Annotated in this window: 3 protein-coding genes; all 3 read left to right on the forward strand. The window is 69.9% G+C overall.

Features of this window, described 5'->3' with window-relative positions:
* The first annotated feature begins 61 nt into the window (after positions 1–61).
* Entirely contained in the window at positions 62–1,249 is a 1,188-nt protein-coding gene (locus tag AC1D15_RS17490; RefSeq protein ID WP_477826973.1) for an efflux RND transporter periplasmic adaptor subunit, read from the forward strand.
* Between the two features lie 21 nt (positions 1,250–1,270).
* Positions 1,271–4,414 carry an efflux RND transporter permease subunit gene (locus AC1D15_RS17495; RefSeq protein WP_477826974.1) on the forward strand — a complete coding sequence of 1,048 codons (3,144 nt, stop codon included), beginning with the start codon at positions 1,271–1,273 and terminating at the stop codon, positions 4,412–4,414.
* Between the two features lies 1 nt (position 4,415).
* Positions 4,416–5,083, forward strand: a 668-nt coding sequence (locus AC1D15_RS17500) for a TolC family protein (protein WP_477826975.1), incomplete at its 3' end; no start/stop codon positions are given.

Genomic DNA, 5,083 nt, shown 5'->3' on the forward strand with positions numbered 1-5,083 from the left:
CCAATGGTACGGCAAAGCTTATACTGAACTTGTGAGTATGTTTATAGAGGAGTCCTGTCCCATGTTCTCGAACCATTCCCTGACCGGCGGCACCGCGATGCTCGCCCTGGTGTCGGCACTGCTTTCAGCGTGCGGGGATCCTCCGCACGGCCCGCCGGCCGGGCCGTCGGGCCCGCCGCAGGTCGGCGTGCAGGTCGTGCAGCCGCAGCGCGTGGTGCTCGGCACCGAGCTGCCGGGCCGCACCGTGCCGTTCCAGATCGCCGAAGTGCGCCCGCAGGTCACCGGCCTGATCCAGGCCCGCCAGTTCGACGAAGGCAGCCTCGTCAAGGCCGGCCAGGCGCTCTACCAGATCGATGCGGCGAGCTACCAGGCCAGCTACGACAGCGCACGTGCAGCCCTCGCCAAGAGCGAGGCGACTCTCCGCTCGACACGGCTCAAGTCGCAGCGCTACGACGAGCTCGTCACCATCCAGGCCGTCAGCCAGCAGGACCACGATGACGCATCGGCCGCGCTGCAGCAGGGCGAAGCGGACGTGGCCTCGGCCCGGGCCGCGGTCGAGACGGCGCGCATCAACCTCGCGTACACGCGTGTCGTGTCGCCGATCACCGGGCGCATCGGCAAGTCGTCGGTGACGCCCGGCGCGCTGGTCACGGCCAACCAGGCGGGCACGCTGTCGACGGTGCAGCAGATGGACCCGATCTACGTCGACGTCACCCAGCAGAGCAGCGCGGTGCTGCGGCTGCGGCACGCGCTGGCCCGCGGCGAGCTGAAGGCGGGTGGCGCGAACGCCGCCGTCGTCAAGCTGCTGCTCGAAGACGGCAGCACCTACCCGCTCGCCGGCAAGCTGCAGTTCTCCGACGTCACCGTCGACCAGGGCACCGGCGCGATCACCTTGCGCGCCGTGTTCCCGAACCCGGGCGGCGAGCTGCTGCCCGGCATGTACGTGCGCGCCGTCGTCGAGGAAGGCGTCAACGAGCAGGCCGTGCTGGTGCCGCAGCCGGCGGTCAGCCGCGACAGCACCGGCAAGCCGCTCGCCTTCGTGGTCGGCGCCGASGGCAAGCTCGAAGCGCGCGCCATCACCACCGAGCGCGCCATCGGCGACCAGTGGCTCGTGACCACCGGGCTGAAGGCCGGCGACCGGCTGGTCGTCGAAGGGCAGCAGAAGGCGCGCCCGGGCCAGGCCGTGAACGCCGTGCCCGCCGGGGCCACGCCGGCCAGCGCACCCGCCGCCCGCCTGGCCGCGAACTGACACCCTCCGGAGTTCTCCACCATGGCTCGCTTTTTCATCGACCGGCCGATCTTCGCCTGGGTGCTCGCCATCATCGTGATGCTGGGCGGCGTGATGGCCATCAAGATCCTGCCGATCGCGCAGTACCCGACCATCGCACCGCCCGCCATCGCCATCTCGGCCAGCTACCCCGGCGCGTCGGCCAAGACGCTGGAAGACACGGTGACCCAGGTCATCGAGCAGAAGATGAAGGGCCTGGACCGCCTGGCCTACATCGCGTCGACCAGCGAATCCTCGGGCAGCGTGACGATCACGCTGACCTTCGAGAACGGCACCGACCCCGACACCGCCCAGGTGCAGGTGCAGAACAAGCTGGCCCTGGCCACGCCGCTGCTGCCGCAAGAGGTGCAGCAGCAGGGCGTGCAGGTCACCAAGTCGGCCAGCAACTTCCTGAACGTGCTGGCCTTCGTGTCGCAGGACGGCAAGCTCGGCGGCGCCGACCTCGCCGACTACGTGGCCGCCAACGTGCAGGACGCCATCAGCCGCGTCGACGGCGTGGGCGACACGACGCTGTTCGGTGCGCAGTACGCGATGCGCGTCTGGCTCGATCCGCACAAGCTCGACAGCTTCAAGCTGACCCCGCTCGACGTGAAGACCGCGATCCAGGCGCAGAACGCCCAGGTCTCGGCCGGCCAGCTCGGCGGCCTGCCGGCGGTGCAGAACCAGCAGCTCAACGCCACCATCACCGCGCAGACGCGGCTGAAGACGGCGGCCGAGTTCGAGGCCATCCTGCTGCGCACGCAGGCCGACGGTTCGGCCGTGCGCCTGCGCGACGTGGCCCGCATCGAACTCGGCAGCGAGAGCTACGCCATCCAGAGCCGCTTCAACGGCAAGCCGGCCACCGGCCTCGCGATCAAGCTCGCGACCGGCGCCAACGCGCTCGACACCGTGCGCGGCATCGACGCCCGGCTCGACGAACTGCGCAAGTTCTTCCCGCCCGGCGTGGAGGTGATCAAGCCGTACGACACCACGCCCTTCGTGCGCATCTCGATCGAGGAGGTCGTGAAGACGCTGGCCGAAGCCGTCGTGCTGGTGTTCGTCGTGATGTACCTCTTCCTGCAGAACTTCCGCGCCACGCTGATCCCGACCATTGCGGTGCCGGTGGTGCTGCTGGGCACCTTCGGCGTGCTGGCGGCCTTCGGCTACTCGATCAACACGCTGACGATGCTGGCGATGGTGCTGGCGATCGGCCTGCTGGTCGACGATGCGATCGTGGTGGTCGAGAACGTCGAGCGCGTGATGAGCGAAGAGGGGCTGTCGCCGCTCGAAGCCACGCGCAAGTCGATGGGGCAGATCACCGGCGCGCTGGTGGGCGTGGCGCTGGTGCTGGCGGCGGTGTTCGTGCCGATGGCCTTCTTCGGCGGCTCCACCGGCGTGATCTACCGCCAGTTCACCGTCACCATCGTGTCGGCGATGACGCTGTCGGTGCTGGTCGCGATGATCCTCACGCCGGCGCTGTGCGCCACGCTGCTGAAGCCGGCGGCCCAGGGCCATGGGCTGGCCAGCACCGGCTTCTTCGGTGCGTTCAACCGCCTGTTCGACCGCAGCAACCGCGGCTACCAGGGCGTGCTGCGGCACATGCTGGGCCGCGGCTGGCGCTACATGGCCGGCTATGCGGTGCTGGTGCTGGCGGTCGGCTTCGTGTTCGCGAAGATCCCCGCCGGCTTCCTGCCCGACGAGGACCAGGGCTCGCTGTTCACGCTGGTGCAGCTGCCGCCCGGCGCCACGCAGGACCGCACGCTGAAGGTGATCGAGCAGGTCGAGCACCACTTCCTGGTCGACCAGAAGGATGCGGTCGATTCGATCTTCACGGTGGCCGGCTTCAGCTTCGCCGGCAGCGGGCAGAACGCGGGCTTCGCCTTCGTCAAGCTCAAGCCGTGGAGCGAACGCACGCGGCCCGAGCTGACGGCATCGGGCGTGGTCGGCAAGGCGATGGGTTACTTCTCGCAGCTGCGCGATGCGACGGTGTTCGCCTTCGCCCCGCCGGCGGTCTCGGAGCTCGGCAACGCGAGCGGCTTCGACCTGATGCTGCAGGACCGCGCCAACCTCGGCCATGACGCGCTGATGCAGGCCCGCAACCAGCTGCTGGGCGCGCTGATGGCCGAGAAGGGCCTGGTGGCGGTGCGCCCGAACGGCCTCGAGGACACGCCCGAGTTCCGGCTCGACATCGACGAGCACAAGGTAGGCGCGCTGGGCCTGGCCATGGCCGACGTCAACAACACCTTCGCGGCCGCATGGGGCAGCAGCTACGTCAACGACTTCATCGACAAGGGACGCGTGAAGAAGGTGTTCCTGCAGGCCGATGCGCCGTTCCGCATGCTGCCCGGCGACATCGACCACTGGTTCGTGCGCAACGCCGGCGGCGCGATGGTGCCGTTCAGCGCCTTCGCACAGGCCGGCTGGACCTCGGGCTCGCCGCGGCTGGAACGCTACAACGGCGTGCCGTCGGTCGAGATCCTCGGCATGGCGCTGCCCGGCACGCTCTCCAGCGGGCAGGCGCTCGACCTGGTGGAGCGCCATGCGGCCGCGCTGCCGCCGGGCATCGGCTACGAATGGACCGGCATCTCGCGCCAGGAGCGTGCGGCCGGCGGCCAGGCGATGCTGCTGTACGCGGTGTCGATCGGGGTGGTGTTCCTGTGCCTGGCCGCTCTCTACGAAAGCTGGTCGATCCCGTTCTCGGTGATCCTGGTGGTGCCGCTGGGGGTGCTGGGCACGCTGCTGGGCGCCRTGCTGACGTGGAAGATGAACGACGTCTACTTCCAGGTCGGCCTGCTGACCACGGTGGGGCTGGCGTCGAAGAACGCGATCCTGATCGTCGAGTTCGCGAAGGACCTGGTCGCCCAGGGCATGGGCGTGGCCGAGGCGGCCCTCACCGCGGCGCGCATGCGGCTGCGCCCGATCCTGATGACCTCGCTGGCCTTCGTGCTCGGCGTGCTGCCGCTGATGCTGGGCCACGGCGCCGGTGCCGGCGCGCAGAACGCGCTCGGCACGGCCGTGGTCGGCGGCATGGTCTCGGGCACGCTGCTGGCGATCTTCTTCGTGCCGCTGTTCTTCGTGAGCGTGCGCCGTTTGTTCGACAAGCGGCCGCAACCGCAGCTCGCGACCCCTTTGCTGGAAGGCCATTGACATGACCCGCTTGAACATCACCCGCCCGACCTGGATCGCGCTGGCCTGCGTGGCCACGCTCGGTGGCTGCAGCCTGATGCCGGCCTATGAACGCCCCGCGTCGCCGGTGCCGGCCGCCTACCCGGTGGCCGCGTCGGCACCGGCCGCCACATCCGCCGCCACATCGGCCGAAGCCGGCGACATCGGCTGGCGCGAGTTCTTCGCCGACGAGCACCTGCGCCAGGTGCTGGCGCTGGCGCTGGCCAACAACCGCGACCTGCGCGTGGCGGCCTTGAACATCGACAAGGCGCGTGCGCAGTACCGCGTGCAGGACGCCGCCCTCTATCCCGCCGTCAGTGCCACCGGCAGCCAGAGCGCGACCCGCACGGCCGACACGCTGCGCGCGCCGGGCAACCCGGAGATCAGCCGCCAGTACAGCGCCGGCGTGGGCGTCAGCGCCTGGGAGCTCGACCTGTTCGGCCGCGTGCGCAGCCTGGGCGCGCAGGCGCTCCAGCAGTTCCTCGCGACCGAAGAGGCGCGGCGCAGCACGCACATCAGCCTGGTGGCCGAGGTGGCGAATGCCTGGCTGACGCTGGGCGCCGACCAGGAGCGGCTGGCGCTGGCGCAGCGCACGCTGGCGAGCCAGGGCGAGTCGTACCGGCTCAGCCAGCGCAGCTTCGAGGTCGGCGT

Source organism: Rhizobacter sp. P2_H2 (assembly GCF_056403375.1).